At 43.7% G+C, this 14,727-nt stretch carries 15 protein-coding genes and 1 tRNA gene; 4 read left to right on the forward strand and 12 right to left on the reverse strand.

Annotation, left to right across the window (positions count from 1 at the left end):
- Positions 1-21: 21 nt before the first annotated feature.
- The 4 genes from K360_RS0108550 to hcp all read right to left on the reverse strand — a co-directional run bounded on the left by K360_RS0108550 (position 22) and on the right by hcp (position 3,175).
- Positions 22-981, reverse strand: a complete 960-nt coding sequence (locus K360_RS0108550) for a radical SAM protein (RefSeq protein WP_211235535.1) — start codon at positions 979-981, stop codon at positions 22-24.
- A gap of 144 nt (positions 982-1,125) precedes the next feature.
- Positions 1,126-1,212: transfer RNA gene (locus K360_RS0108555), tRNA-Leu, on the reverse strand.
- 122 nt (positions 1,213-1,334) lie between these two features.
- On the reverse strand, positions 1,335-1,523 hold the full coding sequence (locus K360_RS0108560) for a ferredoxin (RefSeq protein WP_024822751.1): 189 nt from the start codon (positions 1,521-1,523) through the stop codon (positions 1,335-1,337).
- Positions 1,524-1,543: 20 nt separating this feature from the next.
- Positions 1,544-3,175, reverse strand: a complete 1,632-nt coding sequence (gene hcp / locus K360_RS0108565; protein WP_024822752.1) for a hydroxylamine reductase — start codon at positions 3,173-3,175, stop codon at positions 1,544-1,546.
- Positions 3,176-3,386: 211 nt separating this feature from the next.
- Between hcp and K360_RS0108570 the strand changes: the two genes are divergently transcribed.
- The gene (locus K360_RS0108570; RefSeq protein WP_024822753.1) at positions 3,387-4,046 is read left to right on the forward strand and encodes a Crp/Fnr family transcriptional regulator; all 660 of its coding nucleotides are present in this window, start codon (positions 3,387-3,389) and stop codon (positions 4,044-4,046) included.
- A gap of 127 nt (positions 4,047-4,173) precedes the next feature.
- Here K360_RS0108570 and K360_RS0108575 read toward each other — a convergent pair whose 3' ends face one another.
- On the reverse strand, positions 4,174-5,634 hold the full coding sequence (locus tag K360_RS0108575; RefSeq protein ID WP_156923389.1) for a lipopolysaccharide biosynthesis protein: 1,461 nt from the start codon (positions 5,632-5,634) through the stop codon (positions 4,174-4,176).
- A gap of 184 nt (positions 5,635-5,818) precedes the next feature.
- Between K360_RS0108575 and K360_RS0108580 the strand changes: the two genes are divergently transcribed.
- Together K360_RS0108580 and K360_RS0108585 are read left to right on the forward strand one after the other, a co-directional pair.
- Entirely contained in the window at positions 5,819-6,337 is a 519-nt protein-coding gene (locus K360_RS0108580) for a cob(I)yrinic acid a,c-diamide adenosyltransferase (protein ID WP_024822755.1), read from the forward strand.
- Positions 6,338-6,384: 47 nt separating this feature from the next.
- The gene (locus K360_RS0108585; RefSeq protein ID WP_024822756.1) at positions 6,385-7,068 is read left to right on the forward strand and encodes a GntR family transcriptional regulator; all 684 of its coding nucleotides are present in this window, start codon (positions 6,385-6,387) and stop codon (positions 7,066-7,068) included.
- A 60-nt stretch (positions 7,069-7,128) separates the two neighbouring features.
- Here the strand turns inward: K360_RS0108585 and K360_RS0108590 are convergent, their stop codons facing one another.
- The 5 genes from K360_RS0108590 to K360_RS0108610 all read right to left on the reverse strand — a co-directional run bounded on the left by K360_RS0108590 (position 7,129) and on the right by K360_RS0108610 (position 12,056).
- A complete protein-coding gene (locus K360_RS0108590; protein ID WP_024822757.1) occupies positions 7,129-8,403 on the reverse strand; it encodes a replication-associated recombination protein A in 1,275 nt (424 codons plus the stop codon).
- Positions 8,400-9,377: an HAD family hydrolase gene (locus K360_RS11085; protein WP_024822758.1), complete on the reverse strand. Its 978-nt coding sequence runs from the start codon at positions 9,375-9,377 to the stop codon at positions 8,400-8,402. Before K360_RS11085 ends, K360_RS0108590 begins: the two co-directional genes overlap by 4 nt.
- Positions 9,378-9,706: 329 nt before the next feature.
- Complete coding sequence (locus K360_RS0108600; protein ID WP_024822759.1) at positions 9,707-10,525, reverse strand: formate/nitrite transporter family protein; 819 nt, start codon at positions 10,523-10,525, stop codon at positions 9,707-9,709.
- 26 nt (positions 10,526-10,551) lie between these two features.
- Complete coding sequence (locus K360_RS0108605) at positions 10,552-11,109, reverse strand: ATP-binding protein (RefSeq protein ID WP_024822760.1); 558 nt, start codon at positions 11,107-11,109, stop codon at positions 10,552-10,554.
- Positions 11,110-11,126: 17 nt separating this feature from the next.
- A complete protein-coding gene (locus K360_RS0108610) occupies positions 11,127-12,056 on the reverse strand; it encodes a hypothetical protein (RefSeq protein WP_024822761.1) in 930 nt (309 codons plus the stop codon).
- A gap of 157 nt (positions 12,057-12,213) precedes the next feature.
- On the opposite strand from K360_RS0108610, the gene K360_RS0108615 reads away from it, so the two are divergent.
- Complete coding sequence (locus tag K360_RS0108615; protein WP_024822762.1) at positions 12,214-12,930, forward strand: lipid-binding SYLF domain-containing protein; 717 nt, start codon at positions 12,214-12,216, stop codon at positions 12,928-12,930.
- Positions 12,931-13,060: 130 nt separating this feature from the next.
- Here K360_RS0108615 and K360_RS0108620 read toward each other — a convergent pair whose 3' ends face one another.
- Complete coding sequence (locus K360_RS0108620; RefSeq protein ID WP_024822763.1) at positions 13,061-13,501, reverse strand: hypothetical protein; 441 nt, start codon at positions 13,499-13,501, stop codon at positions 13,061-13,063.
- Between the two features lie 72 nt (positions 13,502-13,573).
- Positions 13,574-14,665, reverse strand: a complete 1,092-nt coding sequence (ychF, locus tag K360_RS0108625) for a redox-regulated ATPase YchF (protein WP_024822764.1) — start codon at positions 14,663-14,665, stop codon at positions 13,574-13,576.
- Positions 14,666-14,727: the final 62 nt, after the last annotated feature.

The following is a 14,727-nucleotide window of genomic DNA, read 5'->3' on the forward strand; positions in this document are numbered from 1 at the left end:
ATTGAGTCTATTAGGCAATAGTTACATTTGACGGCAAACATCAAGCCGTAGTTTAAGATTATGGGCAATGTGGATAACTTTGAGATATTCAGCATGAGTTGGGCAACGGTTTATCTCTTGAAAAGTATCGGACGATACCTCTCCCGCGGGATGATACTGAGACATTACATTAACATAGGTATAAGGAGAAACTTTCTCTGCAAGGAAACGGAGAATGGCCTCACTGCCAGCAACTTCTCCAGGCATAACTAAATGGCGCACAAGGAGACCTCGTTTCGCCAAACCATGTTCGTCGAGCTTCAAATCTCCCACTTGGCGATTCATTTCCATAATTGCCTCGCACGCAACTTCTGGATAATCAGCAGCCGTGAGATAACGAAAAGCCTGAGCGGCGCTCCATATTTTGAAGTCTGGCATATAAATATCAATGATCCCATCAAGAAGTCGCAGGCTATAGAGTGAATCATAGGCTGAAGTATTGTAAACGATTGGCAGGCGAAGCCCTTTTTCAGCAGCAATTGACACCGCTGAAATAATCTGTGGAACCACATGAGATGGAGTTACTACATTTATATTGTGGCAGTCAGCAAGTTGCAACTCTAACATAAAGGCAGCAAGCTGTTCTGGAGTAATTTCAACACCATTTCCCAAATGGGATATTTCATAGTTCTGACAAAAAACACAATTTAAATTGCAGAAAGCAAAAAAAATCGTGCCACTCCCATTTTGCCCACGTAAACAATCCTCTTCTCCAAAATGTGCAAAGTGGCTTGAAACTCGTGCAAGTAGTCCTGTTTTACATATTCCTGTCTCGCCTGCCAGACGGTTCGCTTCACAACAACGGGGACAAAGGGTACAACTTTCGAGATCAGCTAGAGCCCGTTCCGCTCGTCGCTTTAATTCTCCACTATACAAAAGAGAAAGATATGCTGGCTCAAAATCTCGGCTCAAGAGAGTAAATCGATCGACACTATAATCCATAGACTCTTCCCCCTCAACAATATTCCGCAGAATGTTCTTCGAAGGGCTTTATCTTTACCTTTGGCAAACTTCTACCATTTTAGCCACAATAAAAAAAGGACTTCAAACACATCAAAGCATTGAAGTCCCTTACTCTTTCTTATATGGTGCCGGAGGGGAGACTCGAACTCCCACAGACCCAAGGCCCGGCGGATTTTGAGTCCGCTGCGTCTACCATTCCGCCACTCCGGCAACGCCAATATTTTTATCACAGAAAGGGGATGATGTCCAGCGATTTAACGTATTTCCATGTAGATGGACCGCCCCATCTACTGAAGAAGCGCCCTTCTGACTTTCAGAAGGGCGCAAGTTGTTCATTTTATAGTAATAACAGAGACAGGGCAATTATCTCGTGCTTCCATTGCCGCATCTTCCACAGATTCAGGAATAGGGTCTACATAAACCTCGGCGCGACCATCTTCACCCATACGAAATACCTGTGGACAAATCGATGCGCATAATCCGCAGGAAATACAACCTTCTTTATCTATAGTTGCTTTCATATGTTAACCCCCTTCTTATATTAAGCATTCATGAACAGTTTTATATCATCGTCAACTGTTCCTATGCCCGCAATTCCAAATTTTTCAACTAAAACTTTTGCCACATTAGGTGATAAAAACCCTGGCAGCGTAGGACCAAGGTGAATATTTCTCACGCCCAAATACAATAACGCAAGAAGCACAATGACAGCCTTCTGTTCGTACCAGGCAATATTATAGGCGATTGGAAGTTTGTTGATGTCATCAAGGCCAAACACATCCTTGAACTTCAGAGCAATAACCGCCAATGAATAAGAGTCGTTACATTGCCCGGCATCAAGCACTCTCGGAATCCCGCCAATATCGCCAAGATCCAGTTTATTATACCGATATTTTGCACAGCCAGCAGTGAGAATGACGGTATCCTCCGGTAGCTTTTTGGCAAATTCTGTGTAATACTCCCTTGATTTCATGCGCCCATCGCAACCGGCCATGACAAAGAACCTTTTAATCGCCCCGGATTTAACAGCATCAACAATTTTATCTGCTAGAGCAATTACCTGATTATGAGCAAAGCCGCCAACAATATTCCCCGTCTCTATTTCTTCAGGTGCGGGAAGTGTTTTAGCAAGTGCGATAATTTCAGAGAAGTCCTTTTTCCCATTTTCATCGGGCTTAATATGTTTGCAACCAGGGAAACCTGTAGACCCTGTAGTAAAAATTCTACGTCTGATCTCTTCACTTCTGGGCGGAACAATGCAGTTAGTGGTAAACAGGATAGGGCCATGGAAGGGGCCAAATTCATCAATTTGCTTCCACCAGGCATTGCCATAGTTGCCCGCAAAATTATCGTATTTTTTAAAAGCTGGATAGTAATGAGCAGGTAACATCTCTCCATGTGTATATACATCAACACCAGTTCCCTTGGTCTGTTCCAATAACTGTTCTAAATCAGTCAAATCATGTCCGGAAATGAGTATAGCAGGGTTCTTTCTAACACCAATATTAACTTTTGTGATTTCTGGATTTCCGAATCTGGTAGTATTCGCCTCATCAAGAAGAGCCATAACCTTCACGCCATATTCACCAGTTTTAAGTGTCAGATCTACCAAATCATCTGCTGTAAGAGAATCGTCTAAGGTCGCTGCGAGTGCCTCGTAAATAAAATGATTAATACCAAGATCCTCTTTGCCTATATTTTTTGCATGCTCAGCGTAAGCTGCCATACCCTTAAGACCATACGTTATCATTTCTCGCAAAGAACGAATATCCTCATTCTCTGTGGCCAATACGTTAACGAAATTAGCTTTTTTAAGCATAGACTCTCTTGAATTAACAGTAAAGCTTGCAGCATCATGTAAATTACTAACAGAAGAAGACTTTTTAAGTGCATCTCTAAGAGTGAGCACTTTTGTAATCTGTTTTTCAATTGAAACATCATCAAAATTCGCATTTGTGATGGTCATAAATAAACTACTGAGAACCTCATAGTTAGTCACATCAATTTCACTTATATCGACTTTTCCTTTTATAACAATATCTGAAATTCCTTTGAGTGTGTAAATAAGAAGATCCTGAAGTTTTGCAACTTCTTCATTCTTCCCACATATACCTTTAATTGTACAACCGGTATTTTTTGCTGTTTCCTGACACTGATAACAAAACATACCCATTTTGATTCCTCCTTACATTCACAGTATTTTCCCCTTCTCAACTTTTTGGAGCGGGTGCCTTTTCAACGGCGTTCTCCCACCCTCCGCAACAGAGAATATTTTGCCCATCTTTTCTTTGAGTGAGTTGTTTATCTTTATTATTGACTTTACATTTCAAGTTTACTATTATTAAAATAATAAGTCTGTTGGAATTCCAACAAAAGAGGATTTTATGGAGAAATATTTGGATGTACTAAAAACAGCAAATTTATTCAGAGACATAGACGAATCAGATCTGCTTCGTCTTTTGTCGTGTCTATCTGCAAAGTCAAATCATTACGAAAAAGGCCAAACTGTATTTTTCAGTGGAGAGAGCATCGAGCAATTCGGTATCGTTTTGTCGGGGCAAGTTCAGATCATTCAAGATGACTATTATGGGAACAGAAGTATTCTTGCAAAAATTGACACAGGGGGTCTGTTTGGGGAATCCTTTGCCTGTGCGAAAATAAACACGCTTCCAGTGAGTGTAATCGCGACAACAGGAAGCGAGCTTCTCTTTATCGGCTGTCACAAACTTGCTTCCCCGTGCGGCAAGGCATGCGGCTTTCATGGCAAGCTTATTCAAAACATGCTGGATATCGTATCAATGAAAAATATATTTTTGACTCAAAAAATCGAAATCACCTCGAAACGTACCACCCGTGAAAAGCTTTTGGCCTATCTTTCGGCTGAAGCGAAGAAATCGGGGAGCAGCCGTTTTTCGATTCCATTTAACCGTCAGGAACTTGCAGACTATCTTTCCGTCGAACGCAGCGCCATGTCAGCAGAACTTTCAAAACTTAGAGATGATGGTATTCTATTTTTTCACAAAAACCAGTTCAAATTATTATAGTCAAATGATGCGATAGACAATTTCAATAATTATCGAGAATATCGCATTACCAGTGAGGAAACTATAACCCCTTATCCCCCTTCGAGGTTTCAGAGTCAAACGTACCCTATCTAAAGCATGTATGCCGCTACGTTTTTAAGGAGTGTTCTTTTCTTTCGAAACTATGAAATGCAAAGGCCGCCACGCAGAGTAACGAAAGAAGAGTTATGACGCCGTAAGATTGAAATGAAAATTTGACTATAAGAAGGGCTACAACTACAGGTGCGCACCTTTTTGCTTCACGAAAGAGTATTTCTGCTGCCGCTGTTGGAATATTGCCACTCAGGCACATGATCCATGTTAAAAGAAAAATCCACAAAACGAGGCCTACGCCTCCAAAAAGGGCAATGGACCATAACGCCCCCCCACACCATGCTCCAAAGTAGAGTGCTCCAACACGAGATAGAAGGATAAAGGCTTGAAAGAGAGTATTTTGCTTTTGTCTTTCCAGAATATAAAGGATGGAATAGAGAGGAGCCACACAGAAAACTGTAAAAAGCCAGGGAGACATCCATTGTGTATAAATACCTGCCATATGCCATCGCTCTCCAAATAAGAACGCAAAAAGCTCTGGCCCCACTAAGGTGAGATAAAGGAAAGGCAAAAAACCTATCCTAACCAAGAGAGCGAAAGTTGATCGTGTCAGTTCATCAAGGGAGTTATGGTAGTAAGCCTGACTGGCTTTTTGAAAGAACACTTGTTGAATAGCCATGCCAATAAACTGCATAGGAAGGTTGATAACCTGAAAAGAAAGCGCAAAAAAACCAGTGGTGCGAGGGTCATAGAGAGAAGCGAGAATAATAGGTGTTAACTGACTACTTAAGGTGTTCATAAGATCTGACCACGTGTTGTAGAGAGGAAATCGGCGATACTTTTTTGCCACATGCAGAAGACGCAAAGGGGAAGCTGCTTGAACCTGACGAAAGGAAATGGTTTTTTGAAGAATATACACGACTCCCAAGCTCTGGCTCACTATATACCCTGCAATAAGCCCGAGGGGACGAAAACCAGCCATTCCCATGGCCACTGTTACAAAAGCACTCCCTATTCCCTGAACTCCTTTTGATAGGGCGAGTTCTGTGAAACGCCCTGCTCGAGTACACCAGCTTATGAGTATTTTATAAATACCTGCCCAGAGAATTCCGAGGGGAAAAAGCCAAAAGCTTATGGGGAAGGTCCCCAGAAAGGCAAGAGGTGGAACAAAACGTGTTCCTATCCAAACAACACCACTTACCGTACCGATCAGAAGAATTTCAATGAAAAGGCTTAGTATCAGAAGCGCAGTGCCATCGCCATCTTTAGAGGGGACAGGTATAGCCTGATGATACGCCAGCCCCGCAAGACTTACGCCAGTAAGCAGCACCGACGTATAGAGGGCTAACGCACCATAATCTGAAGGGGAATAAAGCCTGGATGCAAAAGGCATCACTGCGAGCAAAGCTATCTGGCCTATTGAATTTCCCAGTGTCAAAATCCACATATCTTTAAAAAGAGATGATTGGAAAAACATTGATTGGTTCGATGGCAAATTGCGGTGCAAGCCAAACATAAGGATAGTCCCTCCAGCAATTTTTCTTATCTTACAATAAATGAGTTCAAAGAAGCGGTCAATAGAAGGAAAAAAAAGAATGTAGCAAAAAGCATAGCGTTCAGCAAACAATTTTGAGTTACACCTTTCACGATGTTGTGTATAATGTGTTCATAATATGAAAAGAAGGGGGGGAATGTGGCTTATGTCGAAGGTGTGGATCACTACAAAAAGTGGGGATTTTGGAGAAACAAGTTTGGGGAACGGTAAGCGAGTCCCTAAAGATGATTTGAGAGTGGAAGTATACGGCACTCTTGATGAATGCCAGGCCCATGTCGGCATGGCGAGGGCTTTTTGTGAGCTTAAGGAAATTTATGATACTTTATATTGGATGGAAGAGCAATTAGGGCTTTTGATGGGGTATATTTCCCTCTATCCTGGACTCTCTTGCCCGGATGTAAACGCTCTAGAGGAAATAGTGGAAAAGGTGGGAACCATAACAGGTCAAAAATTTCGTTTCATACGCCCCGGCGATTCTAAAACAGGTGCCGCTTTACATGTAGCGCGGACTGTGGCAAGAAGAGCAGAACGCGTGGCTCTTAAGCTATATCGTACAAAAGAACTTCCTCTAGAAGGCTATACGTATATCAACCGTCTCTCTGATGCTATATATGCCCTTTCTTTATGGTATGACCACGCAATAAGGAATGAAGAATCCCTTTAAGTTGTATAATGGGTGCAAAGTGCTCGCTTTTGAGGAGGATTGTGAATATGAACCAACAACCACTAACCCCGGCTACCAACCAGGGGTTGAGGCAGATTGTCTACGAAAAATTAAAAGAAGCCATTGTTAGCGGAGCTTTTAAACCTGGGGCAAAGTTATCTGAAATCGAGCTAGCGGAGCAGTTGGCTGTTTCGCGGACTCCTGTCCGCGAGGCCATACGACAGCTAAGCCAGACAGGGCTTATTACTTTAACCCCCCGTAGAGGTGCCTATGTAACGCTCCCCTCCCTTAAGGATGCGGCGGATCTTTACGTGCTGCGACAAGCTCTGGAAGTAATAGCTATTGAAAATGTCTGTCAGAATCCACCTAAGAAAGAACTTAAACTTTTTAGAGAGATTTTTGGCGGAATGACAAGCGCCACTCCCCACGAAGAATATCTTTCTGAAGATCGGCGTTTCCACCTTTTTCTTTATGAAGCAAGTGGGAATATTTATCTTCATAAAACCCTTAACAACATAGTAGATCTCATCAACTTATGTCGTCCCTACTCTATGCGATCTGAACCCACAGTCATGAGCCTCTTCTTAAAAGGGCACCTTGCTATTATTGATGCCGTGCTGGCACACAACTGTGAGAAAGCAAAAGAAGAAATGGCTCATCATATTGAAGACACGAAAGTCAGTCTTCTTTCCTTCCTAAAGCAAAATCCTGGAGATTTCACCGGCGAATAGTATTTAAACAACCTGATATTGATAATAGAAGGGGCCGATTTATATACAGGCGGCCCCTAACTATTCTTCTTTGTCTGAGGAGAAACGCCTCCAGAAACGTTTCAACCTTTCTAAAATACTTCGTTCCTTACCAAGAGTACCTGGAAAATAGAAACGTTGGGGCTTTAATACATATTTCTGGGGAACCCAATGTCGCGGGTCACTGTGAGGATAGATATATCCCTTCCCACCAGGTTTAAGGTGTTCAGGCACTTCTTGAAGATTCCCTTTTCGAATGGACTGCATGGCGTTATCCACAGCCATATATGCGCTGTTGCTCTTTGGGGCGGAAGCAAGATACAAAACCGCTTCTGAAAGAATGATACGTGCCTCAGGCATTCCTGTCATATCTGAAGCATAGGAAGCCGCGGCAGCTACTTGCAATGCCTGAGGATCAGCTAATCCAACATCCTCAGCAGCAAAAATCAAAAGGCGGCGACAAATGAAACGAAGGTCCTCTCCTCCCTCTAAGAGGCGGGACAGCCAATAGACGGCTGCATCAGGGTCAGAGCCTCGCATACTTTTAATGAGAGCCGAGATAATAGCATAGTGATCGTCTGCCTTTGCATCAAAACGAATGGATGCCGATGGAACGAGGCGCTCAATATGGTCGAGAGTCAGCTTTTGAGAACCGGCAGTAGCCGCAGAAGTCGCCAATATTTCAAGACGAGTCAGAGCCTGGCGGGCGTCCCCTCCCGCAAGGCGAGCTAGAACATGGAAAACTTCTTCTGTAGCGGTGAGGTTTAACATTCCCAACCCCTTCTCTTTATCAGAGAAAGAACGAGAAAGGATGTGTACCAAACTCTCTTCTGTTAAGGGGTTCAATTGAAAAACAATGAGACGGGAAAGCAATGTTTTATTGATCTCAAACCATGGGTTTTCTGTCGTAGTTCCTACAAGAATAATATCTCCCTTCTCCACAGAGGGAAGAAGGGTATTCTGCTGGCTCTTATTAAAATGATAAATTTCATCTACAAAAGCAATAGCGGCAAATCCCCCCAAGGCCTTTAAATTACCAGCTTCTTCTACGAGATCACGAAGTTCCGAAACTTTAGCAGAAACAGCGTTGATCTCGAGAAGGCTTCTTCCGGTAACTGTAGCCATAAGACGAACAAGAGTTGTTTTTCCCACACCAGGAGGCCCGTACAAGATACAACTTGGCACGTTCCCCTTTTCTAAAAGCTGCCGCAAGGGCATCCCCGGTCCAAGAAGATGCTCTTGCCCTATAAAATCATCGAGTGTAACAGGGCGCATGCGATCAGCAAGTGGCCGTTCCCATAAAGTGTTCTTCATCATTTTAAGAGTGCCTCCATCTCCCTTTCCACGAGATGAGGCACACCAGAAAGAAGGACACCATCTGTCCCTTCGCGGATAGAGATGAGGGGGAACCTCTTTTTGAGAACCTCCCGAATAACAGCCCCCTGCTCCATGCCAAGATAGACAGGCGAAAGACCCGGCCAATTTTTCCACTGGGCAGGAGATAAGCTAACGGATGGAGAAATCACGAGAGAACCTGCGCCAAGACGGGCAGCTTCCTCGCATAGAGAGCCGATATCAGGGGCATCGTCAGGAATCTGAAGTGAAAGGAGCCATGCTTTTATCAGCCATCTCTCTCCCTTTTGCTCCACCAACGATGTATATTCCCAGGGAATGAGAGGCAACGGAGATTGCAAGGCTTCCAGGAGATCTTTCATTGTAGGAAAAACGGCATCAGCCCAATGTCGCCACTCTGCTTGTGGCCTCTGCACTAAAAGGGCTCTCATTCCAGCTCTGCGAGCACCGACAAGATCGTAAACATAGTCTCCGACCATCGCACACTGTTGAGCTTCCAAGTTTAATTCTTTCGCTGCAAGCCATAAGGCTTTCGGATCCGGCTTCACAGGCCCTGCGTCTCTGCAAAAAACTTTATCGGGGAGAGGAAAGTTGATTTTTTTTGCTGCCAGACGAATGGAATCTCCGCAATTTCGAGAAACAACTACCCACGGGATACTCTTTTGATTAAGCCATTCTACAAAATCCATAGCATATTGAACAGGTGTAGCCTGTTCTGCTCCGTTCATCTCCAGCTCGTAAATATCATGCCAAAGTTCGCTCTTTTCTTTCTCTGAAAACATGGCCATCCCTTCAAGGAGAGGAACTGGACGACCTTGAAAATATTTTGATCGTATCTCTGAAAAATCAAGCTTTGTATCTGCTAAGACTCCATCCCAATCAAGAATAAATCCTGCACATTGGACAGGATGCCAATGTGGAGGTTGAATTTTATTCATGATCTTTAGCCTCCTCATAGGGCATTAGCCTCTTTATCTTTATAGCAATAAGAAAAAAGGGACGCAAGAAAAACCTTGCGTCCCTCACAACCTCCCCGCAATGCCGTGTCATGGTTGTCTTGACCCGGTCCTAATATCTTGAGGTCTGTCGTGCCTTAGCTTTGATGACGGTTTCCCGTCTTCTTTGCCGGCTCGAACTTCCGACCCCACTAAGATCGAGTGTTGGCTCAAGACTAAGTGCATGATCACGTACACCGCAGGGTCGTTTTTACTTTTCCTATGCATATTATAGCATAAATATAGGCGCTTCTCACCTCAAAGCCAGATGCCTACAGGTCTGCCTCTTTCAATTTCTTTTTAAAGATCCAATAATAGAAAGTGGCCACAAATAGGGCGCCCCCTACAATATTGCCTAGAGTAACTGGAACAAGATTATGTATATATCCTCCGATACTCACAAATTGGAGCTGTGCATCAGAAAGCCCCGCCATTTGGATCATTTCTGGAGATTTTTTTAATAGGAGCCCCATGGCCATAAAGTACATGTTTGCTACAGAGTGTTCAAAGCCAGATGCGACAAAGGCCATTATGGGAAAAAAGATCGCCCATATTTTACCTGTAATATCTGTAGCTGCCATACTCAGCCATACAGCAAGAACTACAAGCCAGTTACATAAAATACCCCGAACAAAGGCCTGTCCAAAGGGAAGCCCCATCTTCCCCGCCGCAATGGAAAGGGTTTTAGCTCCGATAGGACCATTCCAGAGAGCTGTAAAATAGAGCAAGTAAGCAACGAGAGTGGCCCCTATAAGGTTTGCTATATACACCCAAAACCACGCCCTCATGATATTTTTCATTGGAGTACATCCTACCAGAGCGCCTAAGGGCATCATGCAGTTACCGGTAAAAAGCTCTCCGCCAGCTATAACCACTAATATAAGACCGACACTAAATACTACCCCTGCCAAGAACTTCCCCAATCCTCCTGGAACATCGTATGTAACCGATACCATAAGCCATCCACCAAAAGCAATATAGGCTCCGGCGAGAATGCCGAGCAAAAGCATCTGAGAAATTGACCATGATACTTTTGTCTGCGATGCAGTACATGCTGTTTTAGCCAGTTCAAAAGGCGTTTTATAGTCCATACAAAAATCCCTCCTCAAAAGATCTCTTATTCCGTCGTTTGATTGAGGGCTTTCAGATTTTCGCTGAAATATTCCTGAAGCCAGCGAGCTATCTTTGGTTTTTGAACTTCCCCGGGATCCTCTAATACTCGAGCCAACTCACTACTATCAAAGGTAAATTCTTCTTCGTTAATACGATGGTGATAGATGAGTCGAACCTCTGGATGAGCAACGAGAAGAGATACCAGAGAGGCAGGAATATTCCCCAACGGCGGACGATCGATATGATCATACCGAAAAGAAGCCCAGACCCTGGTCCCTTTTCCAGGTTCTGACTGTACCTCCATCTCTCCTTCACAAAGTTCTGCCAACTGTTTTAGAAAGGGGAGACCAAATCCTACCCGACGCGTTGTGCGACTCGTGAAAAAAGGATCTGCCACCATTTGCAAAACATCCGCACTCATGCCTTTCCCGTTATCTCGAACTTCGAAATAAAACCACCCCCCACAACGATCTTCTGTCAATAGTATCTCCACTATGGACGCTCCAGCGTTCATACTATTCTCGGCTATATCCAGAAGATGTTGGGAAAAATCTTCCAACAACGAAAATTCCTCCCTGTCTAGTCCAGCGGAAGAAAAGTTCCGGCACGAAGAACGGAAAGGACCTCTTCATCAAGAACTTCTGCGTCTGTATATCTATCATGGGGCCCAATTTTTTGAAGGGCATCTTCATAATAAGAACGAATGTTGAGAGAGCCGAGAAGGACAAAAAAGCTCTCTTTATCCTCTTCAAGGAAACGATCGGTAAGAAGACCAAAAAGAATGGTCGCCGAGGAGAACCAGTTAAAAAGCTCTCTGCTCAGGGTCCATGCATCCTCGAAAAGAATGGAGAAATTGAAATCTTCCTCTTCTTCCTCACTCATCTCTTCCGGGTCTGGCTCAGGAATATAGCCAAGGATATAAAAAGGGATGTTAGGACCAACTTTAAACGCATCCCATAATGCTTTGTAAGAAGCACGGTTTGCACCAGATAGCATAAACGTAGATATCGCAACAGCATGTTGTCTGGCTGGAGTCACTTCATCATCGCCCATAGCTTGTTCCAGAACTTCTCCAAAACGTTGAAGATCTATAAGGCAACGATATACAAGAGTTTTTCCTAGAGTGAGGTTTTCGGAATCGTAAGAAACTATGTCTTGTGCTACTTCTAAAGCTTCTTCCGTCCTAGCCTCAGATAGAAGAGCAAAGCCAAGTCGTTGAAGCAGACCAATATAAAGAATGCCCTCTTCTTCGTCCATAAGAGACTCGCTCCCCAAAAGACCAGCTTCTTCAACTGCCTGCCGAAGCGGACCACGGGCTTTTTGCAGAAGCTCAAGTTTCTCTTCTGAGTAGTCTAGTGAATCTGCAAGCAGAATGAGAGCTTCTGGGTTATCTGAATCCATCTCAAGAATTTGCCGTGCGAAAGAAGCTATCTCCTCTAGATCCTCACTTTGATACGCTCTATCAAGTAATTCCTCTATTCGTTCTATTTCTGATTCTGAATACGACATATAGGCTCCTCCCAATTTCAAATAAATACTGTTAGCTTTTGTTCAAACAGTTTAAGCGAAAAAGTAGATCTCCGTCAATTATGGAACATCTTGCACGATAGTTTATATCAGCTTAAGATACAATAATATATAGCTCACGTCGAAAGGAGAGATGAAGATGAATTTGCGGGAAAAACATGCACGATACGGCATTTCAATTATAGTCACATTAGCGTTCCTTCTATGGAGTGGAATATGTGCTCCGCAACAGGCCTTGGCTAAAACACCAGAGCAGCGCATATCTGGAGCTGTAAAACTGCTTCATGAAATGCAGGAACAATCTGATGTAGGAACTATGGCTGATCTACTGGAACAAGCAAAAGGGGTGGCTATTTTCCCCTCCGTTATTAAAGCAGGATTCGTTTTTGGCGGGAAATATGGTGAAGGCTTGGTTCTTCGAAGAGATACTGCTTCGGGAAGATGGTACGGCCCTAGTTTTGCCACTATCGCCGGAGCATCGTGGGGACTTCAGATAGGGGCTGAATCCATAGGTCTGGTCCTCGTCATCACCAACGAGCGCGGACTTGAAGGTTTCAAGGGGAACAATTTTAAGCTTGGGGGAGATATTGGCGTAGCCGCAGGCCCAGTTGGACGGCGCGGAGAGCTCGGAACAGATATTAAATTAAAAGCTTCTATTTATAGCTACTCCATAGCAAAAGGACTTTTTGCAGGCATGTCTTTAGAAGGGGCAGCGGTGAATGTAGATGACAACGCCAACCATGTGTATTGGGGGAAAACTATAACAGCGGCTCAGGCCCTCGATCGTCGAGCATCGAGTGCAAAAATACAGCCTTTGATCCAGGCTCTTAATAAGCTTATTAAAGAGGCAAAATAAAGGGCCCTTTCCGCAGGAAAGGTTCTCCATACGATCTATATAACGAATCCCAGCTACTGAGAAAATAGCTGGGATTCGTTTTTAAGATAAAAGGAATGAAGGGAAATTCTTGTTTTTCCCTCTATCGTTGCTAAATAATAATTTTACGTCCGCCACCCTGACGAGATGGACCGCCAAGCTGATCAAGCTGCTGAAGCACTGCTGGAGAGGCCACATCAATTTTGGGCTTCTTTGCCTCTTCTGCGGCCATTTCTTTCATCTTCTGTTCGTATTCTTTTATCTGTTCCTTAAGTTTTTTTGCGTCTCCCTTGATCCAGAGAAGAATACCTTCAGCAATAGAATTTACAATATCGTCGCTAGGTTCCTCTTTCATAAGTCCAAGCTCTTTCAATAGACGGTGCTCGTCACGAATAGACTCCATAATGTCGTCATCAGAAATAAGCCCTTTCTTATAAAGCACTCTGAACATAATATTGAAACGGCTTTTAAGGTTTTCTTCATTCATGGCCATACTATCAACTCGAGCCAATAAGACACTTAAAAGCTCGTCAAGACTTATCTGCATGGGCATAACATAAATCCCCCTCTCTACAAATCAAATTCAATTTTTTATTCTAACACACATTGAATTCTTATAAAAAGGCTAAATATTGAACCGAATTTCAATCATATCGCCATCTTCTACTCTATATTCTTTCCCTTCCAATCGTAAAACACCTTTTTCACGACACACCGCCATAGAATTTCCACAAGCGACAAAATCTTTGTAGTGGACTACCTGCGCCCGAATAAATCCCCTGGCTAGGTCGGTATGAATAGCCCCTGCAGCATCTACGGCAGTCGCATCTTTCTTCAGTGTCCATGCTTTTACTTCATCTTTTCCTGTTGTGAAGAAGGAAATGAGGCCCAGCAGACCGTAAGCTTTACGAATAAGCCTGTCTCGCCCAGCTTCTTTAATACCGAGATCTGCCATGAATTCATTTTGTTCTTCTAAAGAAAGTTCTGCCATATCCATCTCCATACGTCCAAAAACTTCCACCAGCCCTAATCCTCGCTCTTGGGCAATAGAGGAGAGCTCCTTATATCCCGGCACATTAGGGCCTGTCTGAGTTTCATCGAGGTTGAGAACGATCATCTCAGGCTTAAGAGTTAGAAAGGCAAAACCACTTAACTGTTTTTTCTCTTCCTCCGATAAAGTATATTCTCGAAGGGGTTTTTCATCCATGAGGCACGATTGACATCCTTCAAGAACCTCTTTCTCTTCCTCTTCTTCTGGCAACAGGCGTTTTTTTGCTGCCAAACGGGAGAGCCTGTTATCGATAACGCTCAAATCACGATAAATAAGCTCCATTTCCACAATCTGCCAATCTCGCGCAGGATCTATAGTTTCCTCTGGGTGAGGGACATCGGGATTATCGAAGGCCCGAATAACATGAACCAGAGCATCGGACTCCGCCACAAAAGAAAGAAAGGCATTACCAAGGCCCTCTCCTTTGCTGGCATTTTTAGAGAGTCCCGCCAAGTCTACAAATTCCACTGTAGCTGGCGACTGTTTTTTCGGCTCAAAGACCTGCACAAGGTGATCAAACCGCAGATCTGGAACTGGAACCATGGCACGGTTCGGATCTGTTTTTCCACTGGCGTAGGGCTTAACCTCCGCTCCAGCTCGAGTAATAACGTTAAAAATCGTGCTTTTCCCGCAAAGAGGCAGCCCGACTATTCCACACTTTAGCATGAGGACATTCCTCCTGTTCGTTCATTCTGTATCTATAGCGCGCATGGATTATAATCGTATTA

The organism is Aminobacterium mobile DSM 12262 (assembly GCF_000526395.1).
Lineage (GTDB): Bacteria > Synergistota > Synergistia > Synergistales > Aminobacteriaceae > Aminobacterium > Aminobacterium mobile.

What these genes read in the sequence shown, in the direction of transcription:
- K360_RS0108580 (WP_024822755.1), top strand. Translation starts at nt 5,819, where the DNA reads ATGTCGAAGGTGTGGATCACTACAAAAAGTGGGGATTTTGGAGAAACA.
- K360_RS0108570 (WP_024822753.1), top strand. Translation starts at nt 3,387, where the DNA reads ATGGAGAAATATTTGGATGTACTAAAAACAGCAAATTTATTCAGAGAC.
- hcp (WP_024822752.1), bottom strand. Translation starts at nt 3,175, where the DNA reads ATGGGTATGTTTTGTTATCAGTGTCAGGAAACAGCAAAAAATACCGGT.
- K360_RS0108590 (WP_024822757.1), bottom strand. Translation starts at nt 8,403, where the DNA reads ATGATGAAGAACACTTTATGGGAACGGCCACTTGCTGATCGCATGCGC.
- K360_RS0108550 (WP_211235535.1), bottom strand. Translation starts at nt 981, where the DNA reads ATGGATTATAGTGTCGATCGATTTACTCTCTTGAGCCGAGATTTTGAG.
- K360_RS11085 (WP_024822758.1), bottom strand. Translation starts at nt 9,377, where the DNA reads ATGAATAAAATTCAACCTCCACATTGGCATCCTGTCCAATGTGCAGGA.
- K360_RS0108615 (WP_024822762.1), top strand. Translation starts at nt 12,214, where the DNA reads ATGAATTTGCGGGAAAAACATGCACGATACGGCATTTCAATTATAGTC.
- K360_RS0108600 (WP_024822759.1), bottom strand. Translation starts at nt 10,525, where the DNA reads ATGGACTATAAAACGCCTTTTGAACTGGCTAAAACAGCATGTACTGCA.
- K360_RS0108610 (WP_024822761.1), bottom strand. Translation starts at nt 12,056, where the DNA reads ATGTCGTATTCAGAATCAGAAATAGAACGAATAGAGGAATTACTTGAT.
- K360_RS0108560 (WP_024822751.1), bottom strand. Translation starts at nt 1,523, where the DNA reads ATGAAAGCAACTATAGATAAAGAAGGTTGTATTTCCTGCGGATTATGC.
- K360_RS0108585 (WP_024822756.1), top strand. Translation starts at nt 6,385, where the DNA reads ATGAACCAACAACCACTAACCCCGGCTACCAACCAGGGGTTGAGGCAG.
- K360_RS0108575 (WP_156923389.1), bottom strand. Translation starts at nt 5,634, where the DNA reads ATGTTTGGCTTGCACCGCAATTTGCCATCGAACCAATCAATGTTTTTC.
- ychF (WP_024822764.1), bottom strand. Translation starts at nt 14,665, where the DNA reads ATGCTAAAGTGTGGAATAGTCGGGCTGCCTCTTTGCGGGAAAAGCACG.
- K360_RS0108620 (WP_024822763.1), bottom strand. Translation starts at nt 13,501, where the DNA reads ATGCCCATGCAGATAAGTCTTGACGAGCTTTTAAGTGTCTTATTGGCT.